Raw genomic sequence first — 18759 nt, 5'->3', positions numbered from 1 at the left:
CCCCTGTCCGAACGAAGAAACGGGCCGTCTCTCCGAAGGAGAGACGGCCCGAACCTTTCTGCCGTGTCCTAGTCGCGGGCCTCGGCGAGCAGCTTCTGGAGCCGCGAGACACCCTCGACGAGGTCCTCGTCGCCGAGCGCGTACGAAAGGCGCAGGTAGCCCGGCGTCCCGAAGGCCTCACCAGGAACGACCGCGACCTCGGCCTCCTCCAGGATGAGCGCGGCCAGCTCGACGGAGTCCTGCGGACGCTTGCCGCGGATCTCCTTGCCGAGGAGGCTCTTCACCGAGGGGTACACGTAGAAAGCGCCCTCAGGCTCGGGGCAGACCACGCCCGCGATGTCGTTGAGCATCCGCACGATGGTCCGGCGGCGCCGGTCGAAGGCCTCGCGCATCTTCTCGACGGCGACCAGGTCACCGGAGACGGCCGCGAGCGCGGCGGCCTGCGCGACGTTGGAGACGTTGGACGTGGCGTGCGACTGCAGGTTCGTCGCGGCCTTGACGACGTCCTTCGGGCCGATGATCCAGCCCACCCGCCAGCCGGTCATCGCGTACGTCTTGGCGACGCCGTTGACCACGATGCACTTGTCGCGCAGCTCGGGAAGGATCGCGGGGAGCGAGGTGAACTTCGCGTCTCCGTAGACGAGGTGTTCGTAGATCTCGTCGGTCATGACCCACAGGCCGTGCTCGACGGCCCAGCGGCCGATCGCCTCGGCGTCGGCCTCGCTGTAAACGGCGCCCGTCGGGTTCGACGGCGACACGAAGAGGACGAGCTTCGTGCGCTCCGTGCGCACGGCCTCGAGCTGCTCGACCGAGACGCGGTAGCCGGTGGTCTCGTCGGCGACGACCGGGACGGGGACACCGCCCGCGAGACGGATCGACTCCGGGTACGTGGTCCAGAACGGCGCGGGGACGATGACCTCGTCGCCCGGGTCGAGGACCGCGGCGAACGCTTCGTAGATGGCCTGCTTGCCGCCGTTGGTCACCAAAATCTGCGACGCGTCGACCTCGTAACCCGAGTCACGGAGGGTCTTCGCCGCGATCGCCGCCTTGAGCTCGGGAAGGCCCCCGGCCGGCGTGTAGCGGTGGTACTTCGGGTTCTTGCAGGCCTCGACGGCCGCTTCGACGATGTAGTCCGGGGTCGGGAAGTCGGGCTCGCCCGCCCCGAAGCCGATCACCGGTCGTCCTGCGGCCTTGAGGGCCTTGGCCTTGGCGTCGACAGCGAGGGTCGCGGACTCGGAGATCGCGCCGATGCGCGCGGACACCCGGCGCTCGGTCGGAGAAGTAGCAGCGCTCATGACCCCATCGTTCCAGACCCGAAAGGGCCCCGGCGCGCGGGTTTCCAAGACCGTCGCGGCCCTTTCTGTTCGACGGAGCGCCGCAGAGCACGTACACTCACTGCTCGTTGGCCCTCACCGGCCGCCTTCTCTCAGCGCACTCCGTGCACATGAGCGGATGCGGTAGGTTGGGGGAAATCAAAGGGTCGTAGCTCAATTGGTAGAGCACTGGTCTCCAAAACCAGCGGTTGGGGGTTCAAGTCCCTCCGGCCCTGCTACACACTCCTTCGCCAGGATGTGTGCGCATGTACGTACTGCAATGCACCGCCGTGCGGCTCAACCGGGCGCGGCACGGCCACGACCCGGAATCAGGTGAGGACGAGTGACGGACGCCGTGGGCTCCATCGACAAGCCTGATGCCCAGGACGAGTCGACGGAGTCCAATAGGAAGGCCCGCAAGGGCGGCAAGCGCGGTAAGAAGGGCCCCTTCGGCCGTCTCGCGCTCTTCTACCGTCAGATCATCGCGGAGCTCCGCAAGGTCGTCTGGCCGACTCGCAGCCAGCTCACGACCTACACCACAGTGGTGATTGTCTTCGTCGTCATCATGATCGGTCTCGTGACCGTGATTGACTATGGCTTCAGCCACGCTGTCAAGTACATCTTCGGCTGAGCCGATAGCGAAGGGCGCCGTTCCTGGCGCCCCTTTCGCGCGTTCCACCCCTCTGTATCCAGGAAGAAGCAGCCACCGTGTCTGACCCGAACCTGAACGACGCCGTTGAGCCTCGCGGAGAGAACGCGGAGTCCGTGGAGGACCAGCTCGACATCGTCGAGGCGGCGGACGCCGAGGACCCGGACCAGGCCGACGCTGCCGACGCCGCCGCGGGTGAGCCCGCCGAAGAGGCCGCCCTTCACCTCGAGGGCGACGCCGAGGCCGTAGCGGAGTCCGAAGAGGACGAGACCGCCGCCGCCGACGTCGCCGACGAGGAAGACGTCGAGGACGCCGAGGCCGCAGAGGCCGCCGCGGACGAGCCCGAGGAGGAGGCCGAGCCGGTCGACCCGATCGTGGCCCTCCGCGAGGAGCTCCGCACCCTCCCCGGCGAGTGGTACGTCATCCACACCTACGCCGGTTACGAGAACCGCGTGAAGACCAACCTCGAGCAGCGCGCCGTCTCGCTGAACGTCGAGGACTTCATCTTCCAGGCCGAGGTGCCGCAGGAAGAGGTCGCGCAGATCAAGAACGGCGAGCGCAAGACCATCCGTCAGAACAAGCTCCCCGGCTACGTGCTGGTGCGCATGGACCTGACGAACGAGTCCTGGGGCGTCGTCCGCAACACGCCCGGCGTCACCGGCTTCGTCGGCAACGCCTACGACCCGTACCCGCTGACCCTGGACGAGATCGTCAAGATGCTCGCCCCGGAGGCCGAGGAGAAGGCCGCCCGCGAGGCCGCCGAGGCCGAGGGCAAGCCAGCTCCGGCCCGCAAGGTCGAGGTCCAGGTCCTGGACTTCGAGGTGGGCGACTCGGTCACCGTCACCGACGGCCCGTTCGCGACGCTGCAGGCGACGATCAACGAGATCAACGCCGACTCGAAGAAGGTCAAGGGCCTCGTCGAGATCTTCGGCCGCGAGACCCCGGTCGAGCTCAGCTTCGACCAGATCCAGAAGAACTGACGTTCCCTGGAACACACACCTCCGAACAGGTCAGACGGGCTGCCAAAGCCGGTCTGACCTGCTCGGTTTTTAGCCGCGCGACTATACCCGTTATCGTTGTGCGGTATGCCTCCATCCGGATGACCGGGTGGCTGGCTGAAAACTCTCACTAGGACCCGGAGAGAGCAATGCCTCCCAAGAAGAAGAAGGTCACGGGGCTGATCAAGCTCCAGATCCAGGCTGGTGCCGCCAACCCGGCCCCGCCGGTCGGTCCCGCGCTGGGCCAGCACGGCGTCAACATCATGGAGTTCTGCAAGGCCTACAACGCCGCGACCGAGTCGCAGCGTGGCTGGGTGATCCCGGTGGAGATCACGGTCTACGAAGACCGTTCCTTCACCTTCATCACCAAGACGCCGCCGGCCGCCAAGATGATCCTGAAGGCCGCTGGTGTCGAGAAGGGCTCCGGCGAGCCCCACAAGACCAAGGTCGCCAAGGTCACCGAGGCGCAGATCCGCGAGATCGCGCAGACCAAGATGGAAGACCTCAACGCCAACGACCTGGACGCCGCGTCGAAGATCATCGCCGGCACCGCCCGTTCCATGGGCATCACGGTCGAGGGCTGAGCCTCCTCCCCCGTCTGACCTTTCTCAGTGGTAGGGCCAAGCGCTGGTCCGAACCACGACTCCATACCTGAACAAACCAGGAGCAGAAGTGAAGCGCAGCAAGACTCTCCGCGCTGCGGACGCCAAGATCGACCGGGAGAAGCTGTACGCCCCGCTCGAGGCCGTCCGTCTCGCCAAGGAGACCTCCTCGACCAAGTTCGACGGCACCGTCGAGGTCGCCATGCGTCTGGGTGTCGACCCGCGCAAGGCCGACCAGATGGTCCGCGGCACCGTGAACCTCCCGCACGGCACCGGCAAGACCGCCCGGGTCCTGGTCTTCGCGACCGGTGACCGTGCTGCGGCCGCGGAAGCCGCTGGGGCCGACATCGTCGGCGCCGACGAGCTCATCGACGAGGTCGCGAAGGGCCGCCTGGACTTCGACGCCGTCGTCGCCACCCCGGACCTCATGGGCAAGGTCGGCCGCCTCGGCCGCGTGCTCGGTCCGCGTGGTCTGATGCCGAACCCGAAGACCGGCACCGTGACCCCCGATGTCGTGAAGGCTGTCAACGACATCAAGGGCGGCAAGATCGAGTTCCGCGTCGACAAGCACTCGAACCTGCACTTCATCATCGGCAAGGTGTCCTTCGACGACACCAAGCTGGTGGAGAACTACGCCGCGGCCCTGGAGGAGATCCTCCGTCTGAAGCCGTCGGCCGCCAAGGGTCGCTACATCAAGAAGGCCGCCATCACCACCACGATGGGCCCCGGCATTCCGCTGGACTCGAACCGCACCCGCAACCTCCTCACCGAGGAGGACCCGGCCGCCGTCTGAACCTGACGGCAGCCGCGTCGCGTACGCGTTCTGTGGACGGGCCCCGCAACCTTTCGAGGTGCGGGGCCCGTCCTGTTTGTGTACGGGCCTTTCGGATACGTCTGTCAGTGGCCTGCGCTAGCGTGCAGGCTCCATGAATGCCAAGGGGTGGGACAACATGAACAGCACGACCATGCGCCGTGCCGGTCTCTCGATCGCGGTGGTCGCCGCGCTGACGGGGCTGACGGCCTGCGGTTCGGGTGGCTCCTCCGACAAGGCGGACGGCGGCAAGGACGAGGGCGGCATCAAGCTCAGCCCGATAGCCGCGCTGCGCACCGTCGAGAAGTCGACCGACAAGGCGGACACCGCCCGAGTCGACGGCACGACCACCATGGGCTCGGTGAGCTCCATGGACATGAAGGGCGTCATGGGCTGGTCCGACGGCATCACGGGCAATGTGACGGTGACCTTCACCGGCGGCTCCCAGGCCCAGCAGATGAAGCAGCTGGGCGCGACGGAGCTCGACTACCGCTATCTGAAGAACGGCTTCTACGCGAACATGGGGGACACGTTCGCGTCCCAGGCGGGCGGCGGCAAGCACTGGGTCGAGTACGACTACGACACGCTGGCGGAGCTCAGCGGCGCCGCGGGCGAGGCCTTCCAGGACCAGATGCAGAACACCACCCCGAACCAGTCGGTGAAGATGCTGCTGGCCTCCGGCGACGTGAAGCGCGTCGGCGAGGAGGAGGTCCGCGGCAAGAAGGCGGTCCACTACTCGGGCAAGGTCGACGTCGCGGACTTCACCGCCAAGAGCGCGGACCTGGACGCGGACAAGATGGCCGAGCTGAAGAAGCAGTTCGAGCAGGCCGGTCTGAGCACCGAGACGATCGACATCTGGGTCGACGACGACGATCTGCTGGTCAAGAAGAGCGAGAAGGGCGAGACGAAGAACGGCACCTTCTCGCAGACGGCCTACTACAGCGACTACGGCACGGAGCTGAACGTGGAGAAGCCGCCGGCGTCGGACACCATGAGCTTCAAGGACCTGATCAACAAGCAGCCCGCCGTATAACCCCCGCGCTGCTCACCCCACCCCTCGGGTACTCTCGGCCAAACAGACATGTGTCGATCATGTGTTCTTTGTTCCAAGGGGTGGGGTCATGGCTGCAGGTGTTGTACGGGGACGCGGAGGACGTCAGCGGGTGGCGGGGGCCGTGCTGAGCACCGCGCTGCTCTGTGTGGGCGCGGTGGCGTGCGGCGGCTCGGACGACAAGTCCGACAACGCGGCGGACTCGGGGAAGACCCAGTCGCACTCCCAGGTGACCGAGGTCATCACGGCCGCGTACAAAAAGACCTCGGCCGCCAAGTCGGCCAAGGTCAAGATGACGATGTCCACGCCGCCCGGTGAGATGGGCAAGGCGATGGGCGGCGCCGGTGAGATGAAGATGTCCGGCGTGATGGGCTGGGACCCGACCGTCATGGACGTGACGGTGTCCGGCTCCGCGCTCACGGAGGGTGACCCGGAGGCCCCGGAGAAGGTCCGGATGCTCTGGAGCGACAACGTCATGTACATGGACATGGGCGCGAAGGCGGCCAAGGGCATGGGCGGCAAGCGCTGGGTCAAGATGGACCTCAACTCCATCGCCAAGCAGGCCGGCGACGACAAGCTCGCCAAGCAGATGACCGGCGGCCTGGACAGCATGAACCAGGACCCGGCGCAGCAGCTCGCGATGCTCCTGGACTCGCCGAACCTCAAGCACCTGGGCTCCGCGCAGGTCGACGGCGCCCAGACCCAGCGTTACAAGGGCCGGCTCACCGTCAAGGAAATGATGGAGTCCAACGACGGCCTGAAGGACGTGCTCGGCAAGAGCGAGCGCGACCAGCTGTTCAAGAACATCGAGAAGTCGGGCATCAAGGGCTACGACACCGAGGTCTGGGTCAACGAGGACGACTACCCGGTCCGCATGGACATCGACATCAAGACCCCCGAGGGCACGGTGAAGACGTCGCAGACCTTCTCCGACTACGGTGCGGCGACCAAGGTGACGCCGCCGCCGGCCGGGGACACCTTCGACATGATGAAGATGTTCGAGGAGCTGGGGAAGCTCGGCAAGGACGGCTCGGGCGCCGGTTCGGACAGCGCCTTCTGACCGGATTTGCTTGACGCGGACCCGTTCGCGTACTCTTCCACAGAAGCCAAAGACCGCTGGTCGTTGCCGTGTTCTCGCAAGAGGGTGCGGTGGCCGAAGGATCCGCTGAAACGGCGGACGACCCGCGCAGGTGACTGTGGATGTGCTCCTGAATCGCATGCGATTCGGTTGAGCTCACGCCCCGTGCGCCTGCGCCGGGGCGTTTCGTTTTGTCGGCCCCTTCTGAGCGGTCCTCATCACCCGGAAGGAGGCCGACGCTCTATGCCGACGCCCGACAAGGCTGCCGCGGTAGCCGAGCTCACGGACAAGTTCCGCAGCTCGAACGCCGCCGTGCTGACCGAGTACCGGGGTCTCACCGTGGCCCAGCTCAAGCAGCTGCGCCGTTCCCTCGGTGAGAACTCCGAGTACGCCGTGGTGAAGAACACGCTGACCAAGATCGCGGCCAACGAGGCCGGGATCAACACGCTGGACGACCTTTTCACGGGTCCGACGGCGGTTGCCTTCGTCACCGGTGACCCGGTGGAGTCGGCGAAGGGTCTTCGTGACTTCGCCAAGGACAACCCGAACCTCGTCATCAAGGGCGGTGTCCTTGATGGCAAGGCGCTGTCCGCCGATGAGTTCAAGAAGCTCGCGGACCTCGAGTCCCGCGAGGTTCTGCTCGCCAAGCTGGCGGGCGCCATGAAGGGCAAGCAGTCGCAGACTGCCGCGCTCTTCCAGGCGCTTCCCTCGAAGTTCGTCCGCACCGCGGAGGCGCTTCGTGCCAAGAAGGCCGAGCAGGGCGGTGCCGAGTAATTCGGCTCGCACATTGATCGCCGCCTGAGGCGACGGTCACAGCGGGCCCAACGTACGCCCGCCTTCATATACACCCGGCACCAGCCGAATTAGTGGAAGGATCGCCCATCATGGCGAAGCTCAGCCAGGAAGACCTGCTTGCCCAGTTCGAGGAGCTCACGCTCATCGAGCTCGCCGAGTTCGTGAAGGCCTTCGAGGAGAAGTTCGACGTCACCGCTGCCGCTCCGGCCGCCGTTGCCGTCCAGGGTGGCGCTGCCGCTCCGGCCGAGGCCGAGGCCGAGCAGGACGAGTTCGACGTCATCCTCACGGGCGCCGGCGAGAAGAAGATCCAGGTCATCAAGGTCGTGCGTGAGCTGACCTCCCTGGGCCTGAAGGAGGCCAAGGACCTCGTCGACGGCACCCCGAAGCCGGTCCTCGAGAAGGTCGCCAAGGACGCCGCTGAGAAGGCCGCCGAGGCCCTCAAGGGCGCCGGCGCCTCCGTCGAGGTCAAGTGACCTCACGAGTCGTCTGACTCTCTTTCCCGTCCGTACGGCTGAGGCTGTAACGCACGGGTCGCCAAAGGCGATCACCCATGTGGGTGGTCGCCTTTCGGCGTTCACGGGCGCCCCGCGGAGGGTGCCTTGCGATGTCGGTCCCGGCGAGTATGGTGATCTTCGTTGTGCCTCGGGACGGCCCGTGACGGTGACGATCTCTGAGTGATGTCGGGGCAGGGGGGCCTTGACGAACCGCACGCAGCGCGCAATTCTCAGGACGCGTCGTCACAACGATCCGGATCCGAGGCATGGATCGGCGGCGAAGAGGGCAGTATCGATGTGCATCGAGGGCGTGGCTTGCAGCAGGGGTTGAGAACAACGAGGGTCTTCAAACACCCGCACTGGACATCAGTGGGCCGAGTGGCTACACTGACCCTTTGCGCTGCCTGTTAGCTGCCTCCTGCCCGTCACCAGGGGCATGCCCATGCTTGAGCACTGTGGAACCGACTCTCCCTGACCAGGGATGTCTGTCTCCGTGTCCAGCCTGGGACCGGTACGCGCGTAGTGAGTCCGAGCCCTCGGAAGGACCCCCTCTTGGCCGCCTCGCGCACTGCCTCGACCGCGAATACGAACAACGGCGCCAGCACCGCCCCGCTGCGCATTTCCTTTGCAAAGATCAAGGAGCCCCTCGAGGTTCCGAACCTTCTTGCGCTGCAGACCGAGAGCTTTGACTGGCTGCTCGGCAATGACGCGTGGAAGGCTCGTGTCGAGGCGGCTCTGGACAGCGGACAGGACGTCCCCACCAAGTCCGGTCTGGAGGAGATCTTCGAGGAGATCTCTCCGATCGAGGACTTCTCCGGGTCGATGTCCCTGACGTTCCGCGACCACCGTTTCGAGCCTCCGAAGAACTCGATCGACGAGTGCAAGGAGCGCGACTTCACGTTCGCCGCCCCGCTCTTCGTCACCGCCGAGTTCACCAACAACGAGACCGGCGAGATCAAGTCCCAGACGGTCTTCATGGGCGACTTCCCGCTCATGACCAACAAGGGCACCTTCGTCATCAACGGCACCGAGCGTGTCGTCGTGTCGCAGCTGGTCCGTTCGCCGGGTGTCTACTTCGATTCCTCGATCGACAAGACGTCCGACAAGGACATCTTCTCCGCCAAGATCATCCCGTCCCGGGGTGCCTGGCTGGAGATGGAGATCGACAAGCGCGACATGGTCGGTGTCCGCATCGACCGCAAGCGCAAGCAGTCGGTCACCGTTCTGCTCAAGGCTCTCGGTTGGACGACCGAGCAGATCCTCGAGGAGTTCGGCGAGTACGAGTCCATGCGCGCCACCCTGGAGAAGGACCACACCCAGGGCCAGGACGACGCGCTGCTCGACATCTACCGCAAGCTCCGTCCGGGCGAGCCGCCGACCCGTGAGGCCGCTCAGACGCTGCTCGAGAACCTCTACTTCAACCCCAAGCGCTACGACCTCGCGAAGGTCGGCCGCTACAAGGTCAACAAGAAGCTGGGTGCGGACGCTCCGCTCGACGCGGGCATCCTCACGGTCGAGGACATCATCGCCTCGATCAAGTACCTGGTGAAGCTGCACGCCGGTGAGACCGAGACCGTGGGCGACAGCGGCACGTCGATCGTCGTCGAGACCGACGACATCGACCACTTCGGCAACCGTCGTCTGCGCAACGTCGGCGAGCTCATCCAGAACCAGGTCCGCACGGGTCTGGCTCGTATGGAGCGCGTCGTCCGCGAGCGCATGACGACCCAGGACGTCGAGGCGATCACACCGCAGACCCTGATCAACATTCGCCCGGTCGTGGCGTCGATCAAGGAATTCTTCGGCACCTCGCAGCTGTCGCAGTTCATGGACCAGAACAACCCGCTGTCGGGTCTCACCCACAAGCGCCGTCTGTCGGCGCTTGGCCCGGGTGGTCTCTCCCGTGAGCGGGCCGGCTTCGAGGTCCGTGACGTGCACCCGTCTCACTACGGCCGCATGTGCCCCATTGAGACGCCCGAAGGCCCCAACATCGGTCTGATCGGTTCGCTCGCCTCGTACGGCCGCGTCAACGCGTTCGGCTTCGTCGAGACGCCGTACCGCAAGGTCGTCGAGGGCCAGGTCACCGACGACGTCGACTACCTGACGGCCGACGAGGAGGACCGCTTCGTCATCGCGCAGGCCAACGCGCCGCTGACGGACGACCTCCACTTCGCCGAGGCCCGTGTCCTGATCCGCCGCCGTGGCGGAGAGATCGACTACGTGCCCGGCACGGACGTCGACTACATGGACGTCTCGCCGCGCCAGATGGTGTCGGTCGCGACCGCGATGATCCCCTTCCTCGAGCACGACGACGCCAACCGTGCCCTCATGGGCGCGAACATGATGCGTCAGGCCGTGCCGCTGATCACCGCCGAGGCCCCCCTCGTCGGCACCGGCATGGAGTACCGCTGCGCGGTCGACGCCGGTGACGTGATCAAGGCCGAGAAGGCCGGTGTGGTCCAGGAGGTCTCCGCGGACTACGTCACGGTGACCAACGACGACGGTACGTACACCACGTACCGCATCGCCAAGTTCTCCCGGTCGAACCAGGGCACCTCCGTCAACCAGAAGGTTGTCGTCGACGAGGGCGCCCGCGTGATCGAGGGCCAGGTCCTGGCCGACGGTCCCGCGACCGAAGAGGGCGAGATGGCCCTCGGCAAGAACCTGCTCGTGGCGTTCATGCCGTGGGAGGGCCACAACTACGAGGACGCGATCATCCTGTCGCAGCGCCTCGTGCAGGACGACGTCCTCTCCTCGATCCACATCGAGGAGCACGAGGTCGACGCCCGTGACACCAAGCTCGGCCCGGAGGAGATCACCCGGGACATCCCGAACGTCTCCGAAGAGGTCCTCGCCGACCTCGACGAGCGCGGCATCATCCGTATCGGTGCCGAGGTCGTCGCCGGCGACATCCTCGTCGGCAAGGTCACGCCCAAGGGCGAGACCGAGCTGACGCCGGAGGAGCGCCTGCTCCGCGCGATCTTCGGTGAGAAGGCGCGCGAGGTCCGTGACACCTCCCTGAAGGTGCCGCACGGCGAGATCGGCAAGGTCATCGGCGTCCGCGTCTTCGACCGTGAAGAGGGCGACGAGCTGCCGCCGGGCGTGAACCAGCTGGTTCGTGTCTACGTGGCGCAGAAGCGCAAGATCACGGACGGTGACAAGCTCGCAGGACGCCACGGCAACAAGGGTGTTATCTCGAAGATCCTTCCGATCGAGGACATGCCGTTCCTCGAGGACGGAACTCCGGTCGACATCATCCTGAACCCGCTGGGTGTGCCGTCCCGAATGAACCCGGGACAGGTTCTGGAGATCCACCTCGGCTGGCTCGCCAGCCGCGGCTGGGACGTCTCCGGCCTCGCGGACGAGTGGGCGCAGCGCCTGCAGGCCATCGGTGCCGACCAGGTCGACCCCGGTACGAACGTCGCCACCCCCGTCTTCGACGGTGCGCGTGAGGATGAGCTCGCCGGTCTGCTGCAGCACACCATCCCGAACCGCGACGGCGAGCGCATGGTGCTCCCGTCCGGCAAGGCGCAGCTGTTCGACGGCCGCTCCGGCGAGCCGTTCCCGGACCCGATCTCGGTCGGGTACATGTACATCCTCAAGCTGCACCACCTGGTCGACGACAAGCTCCACGCGCGTTCGACCGGTCCGTACTCGATGATCACCCAGCAGCCGCTGGGTGGTAAGGCACAGTTCGGTGGCCAGCGCTTCGGTGAGATGGAGGTGTGGGCGCTGGAGGCATACGGCGCCGCGTACGCCCTCCAGGAGCTGCTGACGATCAAGTCCGACGACGTGACCGGCCGCGTGAAGGTCTACGAGGCCATCGTCAAGGGCGAGAACATCCCCGAGCCCGGCATTCCCGAGTCCTTCAAGGTGCTCATCAAGGAAATGCAGTCCCTGTGCCTCAACGTGGAGGTGCTGTCCTCGGACGGCATGTCCATCGAGATGCGCGACACCGACGAGGACGTCTTCCGCGCGGCGGAGGAGCTCGGTATCGACCTGTCCCGGCGCGAGCCGAGCAGCGTCGAAGAGGTCTGACGGGTTGGCCGGCCGGATCGCGTATCCGGCCGGCTCTCCCCGGACCCGTTCAGACCATGATTGAGACTCGACCCCGAAAGAGGGATTGACGACAAAGTGCTCGACGTCAACTTCTTCGACGAGCTGCGGATCGGCCTTGCCACCGCGGACGACATCCGACAGTGGTCCCACGGCGAGGTCAAGAAGCCGGAGACCATCAACTACCGCACGCTCAAGCCCGAAAAGGACGGACTCTTCTGCGAGAAGATCTTCGGTCCGACCCGGGACTGGGAGTGCTACTGCGGTAAGTACAAGCGTGTCCGCTTCAAGGGCATCATCTGTGAGCGCTGTGGCGTAGAGGTCACTCGCGCCAAGGTGCGCCGTGAGCGGATGGGCCACATTGAGCTGGCCGCCCCCGTCACGCACATCTGGTACTTCAAGGGCGTCCCGTCGCGCCTCGGCTACCTGCTGGACCTCGCCCCGAAGGACCTCGAGAAGGTCATCTACTTCGCGGCGTACATGATCACGTTCGTGGACGAGGAGCGTCGCACCCGCGACCTGCCGTCCCTGGAGGCGCACGTCTCCGTCGAGCGTCAGCAGATCGAGAACCGTCGCGACTCCGACCTGGAGGCCCGCGCCAAGAAGCTCGAGACCGACCTGGCCGAGCTCGAGGCCGAGGGTGCCAAGGCCGACGTGCGCCGCAAGGTGCGCGAGGGCGCCGAGCGTGAGATGAAGCAGCTGCGCGACCGTGCGCAGCGCGAGATCGACCGTCTCGACGAGGTGTGGAACCGCTTCAAGAACCTCAAGGTCCAGGACCTCGAGGGCGACGAGCTGCTCTACCGCGAGCTGCGTGACCGCTTCGGCACGTACTTCGACGGTTCAATGGGTGCCGCGGCGCTGCAGAAGCGCCTGGAGTCCTTCGACCTCGACGAGGAGGCCGAGCGCCTCCGCGAGATCATCCGTACCGGCAAGGGCCAGAAGAAGACCCGTGCGCTCAAGCGCCTCAAGGTCGTCTCCGCGTTCCTGCAGACCAGCAACAGCCCCAAGGGCATGGTTCTGGACTGCGTGCCGGTCATCCCGCCGGACCTGCGTCCGATGGTGCAGCTGGACGGTGGCCGCTTCGCGACCTCCGACCTGAACGACCTGTACCGCCGCGTGATCAACCGCAACAACCGCCTGAAGCGCCTTCTCGACCTCGGTGCGCCCGAGATCATCGTGAACAACGAGAAGCGCATGCTCCAGGAGGCCGTGGACGCCCTCTTCGACAACGGTCGTCGTGGTCGCCCGGTCACCGGTCCCGGTAACCGCCCGCTGAAGTCCCTGAGCGACATGCTCAAGGGCAAGCAGGGTCGTTTCCGTCAGAACCTGCTCGGTAAGCGTGTGGACTACTCCGCGCGTTCCGTGATCGTCGTCGGTCCGCAGCTGAAGCTGCACCAGTGTGGTCTGCCGAAGGCCATGGCGCTGGAGCTCTTCAAGCCGTTCGTGATGAAGCGCTTGGTCGACCTGAACCACGCGCAGAACATCAAGAGCGCCAAGCGGATGGTCGAGCGCGGCCGCACGGTCGTGTACGACGTCCTCGAAGAGGTCATCGCCGAGCACCCGGTTCTGCTGAACCGTGCGCCCACGCTGCACCGCCTCGGCATCCAGGCCTTCGAGCCGCAGCTGGTCGAGGGCAAGGCCATTCAGATTCACCCGCTCGTCTGCACCGCGTTCAACGCGGACTTCGACGGTGACCAGATGGCCGTGCACCTGCCGCTCTCCGCGGAGGCGCAGGCCGAGGCCCGCATCCTGATGCTGTCCTCGAACAACATCCTCAAGCCCGCCGACGGCCGTCCGGTCACGATGCCGACCCAGGACATGGTCCTCGGTCTGTTCTTCCTGACCACCGACGGTGAGCTCCGTGACACCAAGGGCGAGGGCCGCGCGTTCGGTTCCACGGCCGAGGCGATCATGGCGTTCGACGCCGGCGAGCTCGCGCTCCAGTCGACCGTCGACATCCGCTTCCCGGTGGGCACCATCCCGCCGCGCGGCTGGACCCCGCCGGTCTCCGAGGCCGGGGACGACGGCGTCGAGGAGAGGCCGTACCAGCAGGGCGACAGCTTCCGGCTGCGTACGTCCCTGGGCCGTGCGCTCTTCAACGAGCTGCTGCCCGAGGACTACCCCTTCGTCGACTACTCGGTCGGCAAGAAGCAGCTCTCCGAGATCGTCAACGACCTCGCCGAGCGCTACCCCAAGGTCATCGTGGCGGCGACGCTCGACAACCTGAAGGCGGCGGGCTTCTACTGGGCGACCCGTTCCGGCGTCACCGTGGCCATCTCCGACGTCGTGGTCCCCGCGGCCAAGAAGGAGATCGTCGCGGGCTACGAGGCCCAGGACGAGAAGGTCCAGAAGCAGTACGAGCGCGGTCTGATCACCAAGGACGAGCGCACGCAGGAGCTCATCGCGATCTGGACCAAGGCGACCAACGAGGTTGCCGAGGCTATGAACGCGAACTTCCCGAAGACGAACCCCATCTTCATGATGGTTGACTCGGGTGCCCGAGGAAACATGATGCAGATGCGTCAGATCGCGGGTATGCGTGGTCTGGTGTCGAACGCGAAGAACGAGACCATCCCGCGTCCGATCAAGGCCTCGTTCCGTGAGGGCCTGACCGTTCTCGAGTACTTCATCTCCACGCACGGTGCCCGTAAGGGTCTGGCGGACACGGCTCTCCGTACCGCCGACTCCGGTTACCTCACCCGTCGTCTGGTCGACGTCTCGCAGGACGTCATCATTCGCGAGGAGGACTGTGGCACCGAGCGCGGTCTGAAGCTGAAGATCGCGGTCAAGGGCGAGGACGGTGTGCTCCGCAAGACGGAGAACGTCGAGACCTCGGTCTACGCCCGCATGCTGGCCGAGGACGTCGTCATCGACGGCAAGGTCATCGCGCCGGCCAACGTCGACCTCGGTGACGTCCTCATCGACGCCCTGGTCGCCAACGGCGTCGAGGAGGTCAAGACCCGCTCGGTCCTGACCTGTGAGTCCGCGGTCGGCACCTGTGCCTTCTGCTACGGCCGCTCGCTCGCCACCGGCAAGCTGGTCGACATCGGTGAGGCGGTCGGCATCATCGCCGCCCAGTCCATCGGTGAGCCCGGCACGCAGCTGACGATGCGTACCTTCCACACCGGTGGTGTGGCCGGTGACGACATCACCCAGGGTCTGCCCCGTGTCGTCGAGCTCTTCGAGGCTCGTACGCCCAAGGGTGTCGCCCCGATCTCGGAGGCGGCAGGCCGCGTCCGTATCGAGGAGACCGAGAAGACCAAGAAGATCGTCGTCACGCCGGACGACGGCAGCGACGAGACTCCCTTCCCGATCTCGAAGCGCGCCAAGGTCCTCGTGCGTGAGGGTGACCACGTCGAGGTGGGCCAGAAGCTCACCTTCGGTGCCACCAACCCGCACGACGTGCTGCGGATCCTCGGTCAGCGCGCGGTCCAGGTCCACCTGGTCGGCGAAGTCCAGAAGGTCTACAACAGCCAGGGCGTGTCGATCCACGACAAGCACATCGAGATCATCATCCGGCAGATGCTGCGCCGCGTGACGATCATCGAGTCCGGCGACGCGGAGCTGCTGCCGGGCGAGCTCGTCGAGCGCTCGAAGTTCGAGACCGAGAACCGTCGTGTGGTCACGGAAGGCGGCCACCCGGCCTCCGGCCGTCCGCAGCTGATGGGTATCACCAAGGCCTCGCTGGCGACGGAATCCTGGCTGTCGGCCGCCTCCTTCCAGGAGACGACCCGAGTCCTGACGGATGCGGCGATCAACGCCAAGTCCGACAGCCTCATCGGCCTCAAGGAGAACGTCATCATCGGTAAGCTCATCCCGGCCGGTACGGGTCTCTCCCGCTACCGCAACATCCGGGTCGAGCCGACCGAGGAGGCCAAGGCCGCGATGTACTCGGCCGTCGGCTACGACGACATCGACTACTCGCCCTTCGGGACGGGTTCGGGTCAGGCCGTGCCGCTGGAGGACTACGACTACGGGCCGTACAACCAGTAAGGCCTACGTCTGTTGAAGGGCGGCCACTCCGTTTCGTACGGGGTGGCCGCCCTTTGGCGTTCCTCAGTGACCGGGTTGCTGGAGCAGCCGCTGGAGCCGCTGCAGCCGGGTGTGGTGATCCGGCTGGGAGGAGAGCAGTGAAGGCGCCGGGAGGAGGCGGTCGTGGCGGTGGACCGGACTGGGCGGTTTCGAGGCTTCCTCGTCGGTGATGAAGCGCTGCAGCACCGCGACCAGCTGAGGGCCGAAGCCGCGCAGGGCCGCGGCCCGGTCGGCACGCAGCTCGGCCCGCCTGTTCACTGCGGCGAGCAGCCATGGGGTGAGTGCCGGAAGGAGTAGCCAGGGGAACAGATAGAGCAGCACAAGGCCGACCACGACCGCCAGCAGGATGAGCCGACGATTGGCTTCCTTGGCCTCGATGTGCCGATGCGGAAGCGTGAGCCGGTGCAGGGTTCGCAGCGCCCGCCAGAGGAGCCTCCCGGGCAGGGCGTACCAGTTGCTCAGGAGCGCGGACCAGGAGTGCCCCGCGACATGGTGGCTGAGTTCATGGGCGAGCACTGCCGCGAGCTGGCCGGGCGGGAGCCGTAGCGCTGCCGAGGTGACGGTCACAATGTGTCCTGCTGCGGCCTCCGCGTTGAGTTCCTCACTCTCGGCGATCCAGAGTTGGTACGTGGCCGGGTCCGCTCCGAAGCGGGCCGTGACGTCGCGCCAGAGCGGCTTCAGTTGATCACCCTCGACGAGGGACGGTGGCCTGTGGCCGAAGACATGGTGGGCCAGGAACGCCTCTGTCGGGCGGTGGAAGATCAGAGCACCGCTGAGCAGCCACCCGCCGCCCGTGGCCCACAGGGGAATGCCGGTCGCGCTCTCCAGCACGTAGGCCAGGCAGGTCACGACCAAGAGGCTGGCTGCCGCGTGCGGCAGGTGGAGCGCCAGCGATCCGATGGCGAGGGCGTCGGCGCCCCTGCGACGGGCCGCTATGTGGACGCGTCCGGTGTGCGGGACGTGGGCCTCGGGGTCCTGGCCGCTCACGGTCGCCGGTGTCTCGGTGGCATCGAATAATCGGGGCGCCTGCGGTGCCGCATCCGCTGCCGGCTTCCGCGAGGCATCGGGTGGGCGTGGCCGTGGGGTGGAGCCAGGCTCGGGGTAGCGGGGTGACACCGACGGATCGTGTTCGGGGTACTCAGGTTCGTACGGCTGGGACATGGTGTTCCTTTCTTCGGTACGGGCTTCCTCAGCCGAGCAGCAGGGCCGCGGGCAGCAACAGGGACGCCGTCGCGAGGGCCAGGAGTCCGATGCGTACCCACAGGTGCTTGTCCGCGGCGATCCGACTGGTCGCCGCAAGCGCAGCCACAAGAAGGGGTGTCGGGTCGCGGTCGGCCTCCGTCAGCGCTCGTGTCAGGGCGCCTGATTCGGCGGCGCGTCGGATGTCGCCGAAGTAGCCGAGTGGCCGCCCCGGTTCCCAGTCGCTCTTGCGGTAGCGAGGCATGACCGCGAAGAGCATCGAGACCAGGGAGGCCGCGAGTGCGCAGATTCCGGTCCACCAGACGACGGCCCAGGAAAGGGTGAGCCGGGACGGGTCCCAGCCGCGGCTCACGACGAGGCCGCCGAGCAGCCCCACCACCATCGCGATGGCGCCGACCGCTACGGCCGCCTTGTTGTCGGCGCGGCTGATCTCGGCCCGGATCTCGGCGAGCAGCCGGGCACCGGATGGCGATTCCTCGGCGGTCATACGGGTTCGGCCCGGTTGTCGGGATGCTGGGCGGCGCGATCGGGCGGCTTGTGCAGCGGGTCTTCCTGCTGTGCGTCGGCCGAGCCGCCGACTGCTTGGGCGAACATCGACCTGAACAGCGCGAGGACCAGTTGCTGAGGCTCCTCCAGCTGGTACTTCTCCAGGGTCCCCTCCGGTAGGACGCGGTCGATGAGACCGAGCTGGTTCTCGATCGTCCGCACCTCGTCGGCGCGCAGGTTCTCCACGACGAGGCTGGTGTCCTGCGCGTGCTCGGCCAGGTGGAGGAGGAGGGCGGCGACTCCGCCCTTGGCCAGGTGGTGACGGTAGAACTCGATCTTCCGCGCCTTGAGCTGTTGCTCCTGTTCCAGTCGCATCAGCTCCACGTCGTGTTCGGACAGCGCGGCCTCGGCGTCGTACCGGGCCGCGCGCAGGCGCCCCTGCTGGGCGCGCTCCTCGGGATCGCGCCGCAGCCGCGCGGTGCCGCCGAGTCGGAGCCCTTGCCGTGCCGCGTGGTCACCGGAGGCATCGAGGATCTGTTGCACGGCGACCTCGGCGTGCGCGCTCGCGGAGATGGTGAACTTCCTGGTCACAGGACGCAGTAGACGGTGCAGTACGCGGGTCAGCAGGGCCGGGATGTCGCGTTCCTGGCTGACGACGAAGCGCTCCGGGTCGGTCACCTGCCAGGTGAGATCGAAGATGGTGTCGAACTCGAAGCTGTCGATGTCGCTGGGCAGACGAGTGCACAGGCGCAGGGGGTGGACGCCCAGGTCGACCTCGTACACGGCGGTTCGGCCACGGAGGCTCATCGGGCGCCGTGGTGGCAGATACGTCTCATACGAGTCACCGGCCCCGGCGACCACGAGAGCGCAGTCGGCGCGGCCCAGATAGCGGCGGCCCGGGATCTCGTAGCGCGACAGCTGGCGTACGGCGAGAACGGGATCCGTCAGACCAGTGGGCCGACGGCCGTGCGCCGGGAGGGTGTCCTCGGCGTCCGGATCATGAGGACTGCCGGAGGCGCGGGGATTGTTCGAGCGGATCAGATCGGTCAGCTCGTCCAAGCTGGTCGGGCCCATCAGGTCGGGCCGGTCACGGTTGTCGAGTGCCTCAGGTGCCGTCTGTGCCTCTCGCGAGAACTGTCGGGTCCGGCTTTCAGGGTGTTCCTGACCTGTCGCCACGGCGGGCTCCTCTCAGGC

14 protein-coding genes and 1 tRNA gene are annotated in these 18759 nt (G+C 66.5%); 11 read left to right on the top strand and 4 right to left on the bottom strand.

What is annotated here, in order from left to right; all coding sequences use genetic code 11:
• Positions 1-68: 68 nt before the first annotated feature.
• Positions 69-1295, bottom strand: coding sequence for a pyridoxal phosphate-dependent aminotransferase (locus AC07DO_RS27800; RefSeq protein WP_479063448.1), 1227 nt, complete (start codon positions 1293-1295; stop codon positions 69-71).
• Positions 1296-1476: 181 nt separating this feature from the next.
• Here AC07DO_RS27800 and AC07DO_RS27795 point away from each other — a divergent pair.
• From AC07DO_RS27795 to AC07DO_RS27745, 11 genes are all read left to right on the top strand, one after another.
• A tRNA-Trp gene (locus AC07DO_RS27795) sits at positions 1477-1549 on the top strand.
• Between the two features lie 107 nt (positions 1550-1656).
• Entirely contained in the window at positions 1657-1944 is a 288-nt protein-coding gene (gene secE / locus AC07DO_RS27790; protein ID WP_479063447.1) for a preprotein translocase subunit SecE, read from the top strand.
• A 77-nt stretch (positions 1945-2021) separates the two neighbouring features.
• The gene (gene nusG, locus AC07DO_RS27785) at positions 2022-2942 is read left to right on the top strand and encodes a transcription termination/antitermination protein NusG (protein ID WP_479063446.1); all 921 of its coding nucleotides are present in this window, start codon (positions 2022-2024) and stop codon (positions 2940-2942) included.
• Between the two features lie 167 nt (positions 2943-3109).
• Positions 3110-3544, top strand: a complete 435-nt coding sequence (rplK, locus tag AC07DO_RS27780; protein ID WP_030782612.1) for a 50S ribosomal protein L11 — start codon at positions 3110-3112, stop codon at positions 3542-3544.
• 88 nt (positions 3545-3632) lie between these two features.
• Positions 3633-4355: a 50S ribosomal protein L1 gene (rplA, locus tag AC07DO_RS27775; protein ID WP_055564539.1), complete on the top strand. Its 723-nt coding sequence runs from the start codon at positions 3633-3635 to the stop codon at positions 4353-4355.
• Between the two features lie 157 nt (positions 4356-4512).
• The gene (locus tag AC07DO_RS27770; RefSeq protein WP_479063445.1) at positions 4513-5406 is read left to right on the top strand and encodes an SCO4651 family lipoprotein; all 894 of its coding nucleotides are present in this window, start codon (positions 4513-4515) and stop codon (positions 5404-5406) included.
• 88 nt (positions 5407-5494) lie between these two features.
• Positions 5495-6484 carry an SCO4651 family lipoprotein gene (locus AC07DO_RS27765; RefSeq protein WP_479063444.1) on the top strand — a complete coding sequence of 330 codons (990 nt, stop codon included), beginning with the start codon at positions 5495-5497 and terminating at the stop codon, positions 6482-6484.
• 261 nt (positions 6485-6745) lie between these two features.
• Positions 6746-7276 carry a 50S ribosomal protein L10 gene (gene rplJ / locus AC07DO_RS27760; RefSeq protein ID WP_479063443.1) on the top strand — a complete coding sequence of 177 codons (531 nt, stop codon included), beginning with the start codon at positions 6746-6748 and terminating at the stop codon, positions 7274-7276.
• Between the two features lie 110 nt (positions 7277-7386).
• Entirely contained in the window at positions 7387-7770 is a 384-nt protein-coding gene (gene rplL, locus AC07DO_RS27755; RefSeq protein WP_479063442.1) for a 50S ribosomal protein L7/L12, read from the top strand.
• Positions 7771-8343: 573 nt separating this feature from the next.
• Positions 8344-11829, top strand: a complete 3486-nt coding sequence (gene rpoB, locus AC07DO_RS27750) for a DNA-directed RNA polymerase subunit beta (protein WP_369211178.1) — start codon at positions 8344-8346, stop codon at positions 11827-11829.
• A gap of 96 nt (positions 11830-11925) precedes the next feature.
• Entirely contained in the window at positions 11926-15840 is a 3915-nt protein-coding gene (locus AC07DO_RS27745; RefSeq protein ID WP_479063441.1) for a DNA-directed RNA polymerase subunit beta', read from the top strand.
• A 63-nt stretch (positions 15841-15903) separates the two neighbouring features.
• On the opposite strand, the gene AC07DO_RS27740 is transcribed toward AC07DO_RS27745, so the two are convergent.
• The 3 genes from AC07DO_RS27740 to AC07DO_RS27730 all read right to left on the bottom strand — a co-directional run bounded on the left by AC07DO_RS27740 (position 15904) and on the right by AC07DO_RS27730 (position 18741).
• Entirely contained in the window at positions 15904-16866 is a 963-nt protein-coding gene (locus AC07DO_RS27740; RefSeq protein WP_479063440.1) for a M48 family metalloprotease, read from the bottom strand.
• Between the two features lie 202 nt (positions 16867-17068).
• Positions 17069-17566 carry a Pycsar system effector family protein gene (locus tag AC07DO_RS27735; protein ID WP_479063439.1) on the bottom strand — a complete coding sequence of 166 codons (498 nt, stop codon included), beginning with the start codon at positions 17564-17566 and terminating at the stop codon, positions 17069-17071.
• The gene (locus AC07DO_RS27730; RefSeq protein ID WP_479063438.1) at positions 17563-18741 is read right to left on the bottom strand and encodes a hypothetical protein; all 1179 of its coding nucleotides are present in this window, start codon (positions 18739-18741) and stop codon (positions 17563-17565) included. Before AC07DO_RS27730 ends, AC07DO_RS27735 begins: the two co-directional genes overlap by 4 nt.
• Positions 18742-18759 lie beyond the last annotated feature (18 nt).

The sequence above is a fragment of the Streptomyces sp. NPDC045678 genome, from assembly GCF_056432085.1.
The sequence above is the reverse complement of the archived record's forward strand: the minus strand, read 5'-3'. Positions and strand labels throughout refer to the sequence as shown.

Bases quoted from the DNA above. Each gene is read 5' to 3' on its own strand.
- AC07DO_RS27770 (WP_479063445.1), top strand. From the start codon at position 4,513: ATGAACAGCACGACCATGCGCCGTGCCGGTCTCTCGATCGCGGTGGTC.
- rplJ (WP_479063443.1), top strand. From the start codon at position 6,746: ATGCCGACGCCCGACAAGGCTGCCGCGGTAGCCGAGCTCACGGACAAG.
- rplK (WP_030782612.1), top strand. From the start codon at position 3,110: ATGCCTCCCAAGAAGAAGAAGGTCACGGGGCTGATCAAGCTCCAGATC.
- AC07DO_RS27735 (WP_479063439.1), bottom strand. From the start codon at position 17,566: ATGACCGCCGAGGAATCGCCATCCGGTGCCCGGCTGCTCGCCGAGATC.
- AC07DO_RS27800 (WP_479063448.1), bottom strand. From the start codon at position 1,295: ATGAGCGCTGCTACTTCTCCGACCGAGCGCCGGGTGTCCGCGCGCATC.
- rplL (WP_479063442.1), top strand. From the start codon at position 7,387: ATGGCGAAGCTCAGCCAGGAAGACCTGCTTGCCCAGTTCGAGGAGCTC.
- AC07DO_RS27765 (WP_479063444.1), top strand. From the start codon at position 5,495: ATGGCTGCAGGTGTTGTACGGGGACGCGGAGGACGTCAGCGGGTGGCG.